Origin of the sequence: Streptomyces sp. SID11385, from assembly GCF_010548245.1 — a bacterium.
Classification (GTDB): Bacteria; Actinomycetota; Actinomycetes; order Streptomycetales; family Streptomycetaceae; genus Streptomyces.
The window spans coordinates 1-1433 of record NZ_JAAGLR010000770.1; the positions used below are offsets into that span (position 1 = coordinate 1).

Sequence of the window (1433 nt, forward strand, 5' to 3'; positions counted from 1 at the left end):
TACCGCGCGAGCAGGCCGGCCGCCGCGTGCGCGACCGGCAGGCCGGGCGTCTGCGAGGCGACGAGCCGCAGGTCCTTGGCGAGCGCCGCGACCGTGAAGTCGGCGTGCCCGTACTCCTCGCGCGCCAGACGCTCGCCCTTGGCCACGACGAAGGGGGCGAGGTGGCCGGCGGCGAGGGTGGCGATGACGTCCGCACGGGGCACGCCCAGCGCGGCGCCGTACGCGAGCGCCTCGCGCAGCCCGGCGGCCGCCAGGCCGAGACCGAGGTTGGCGACGAGCTTCAGTGCTGTCGCGCTCCCGACGGGTCCCGTACGGCGCAGCTCACCCGTACGCGACCACACCCGCAGCACCCGCTCCGCCTCCGCCACGTCCTCGGGCGCCCCGCCCGCCAGGACGCGCAGCCCGCCCTCCCGCACCTTCGGCACCGAACCGATCAACGGCGCCTCCACGTACCGCAGTCCGCCCGCCTCCGCCTCGTCCGCCAGCGCGCGGGACTCACCGGGCGCCACGGTCGCGCAGTTGACGACGAGCGTGCCGGGCGCCGCTCCCTCGCGCACCTGGGCGAGTACGTCGTGCGAGGCCGCCGCGTCGAAGAGCACCAGGACCACGATCCGCGCCCCGCGCGCCGCTTCGGCCGGGCTCGCCGCCGCCCCGGGGCCCGGGGTCCTGTTCCACGTGACCGGGGCCGTCCCCGCCTCCGCCAGCGCCTCGGCGAGCGCCGTGCCCATCCGCCCGAGCCCGCACACCGCCACGTCCGCCGCGCTCATGCCCGCGCCCCCTCGTCCTCGGGGACGACTGCGAGGGCCTCCACCTCAAGGAGGAGATCGGGGCGGAAGAGCGCGGCGACCTGCACCGCCGTGCTCGCCGGGGGCTCGGCGCCGCCGAGGAAGGCGTCACGGGCCCGGCGGACGGCGGGCAGGTCGCCGACGTCCGTGACGAAGTAGGTCAGTTTGACGAGGTCGGCGGGGCGGGCGCCCTCGGCGGCGAGACACCGCCCGATGTTGCGGAAGACCTGACGCGCCTGCGCCGAGGCGTCACCCGCCCCGACGAGACCCCCGTACTCGTCGAGAGCGATCTGTCCCGCGACCGCCACCAGCCGCCCCCGCGCCGAGACGACCTGCCGGTACCCGGCCCCCGGCGCGACCCCGGCGGGGCCGCGCGAGTGCCCGTGCGCCGCCGCCGTCCCGGGCGCGCGGGAATCCCTGTGTGTGCTCGTGCCGCTGTGCATGCCCCAGATCCTGCGCGTCCCGGGGCACTTCCACCAGCGCATGTCCCGCAGGGCAGCCATGCGCGAAACGCAAGGCTTCGCGCGGCAGACGGGAATTGCCGGACAGACCCTAGGCTCGCCCGCATGGACCCGCTCGCCGGTATGGACCTCACCGCGCTCCGCTCCTTCAGGGAGGTGCACAGGCGCGGGGCGATCGGGCTCGCCG

Annotated in this window: 2 protein-coding genes; both read right to left on the minus strand. The window is 76.8% G+C overall.

Annotation, left to right across the window (positions count from 1 at the left end; genetic code table 11):
* On the minus strand, window positions 1-767 hold a 767-nt coding region (locus G3I42_RS23740; protein ID WP_164289104.1), incomplete at its 3' end, for an NAD(P)-binding domain-containing protein.
* Window positions 764-1288 carry a RidA family protein gene (locus G3I42_RS38285; RefSeq protein WP_275405290.1) on the minus strand — a complete coding sequence of 175 codons (525 nt, stop codon included), beginning with the start codon at window positions 1286-1288 and terminating at the stop codon, window positions 764-766. The genes G3I42_RS38285 and G3I42_RS23740, both read right to left, overlap by 4 nt.
* Between the last annotated feature and the right edge of the window lie 145 nt (window positions 1289-1433).

What these genes read in the sequence shown, in the direction of transcription:
- G3I42_RS38285 (WP_275405290.1), bottom strand. Translation starts at nt 1,288, where the DNA reads ATGGCTGCCCTGCGGGACATGCGCTGGTGGAAGTGCCCCGGGACGCGC.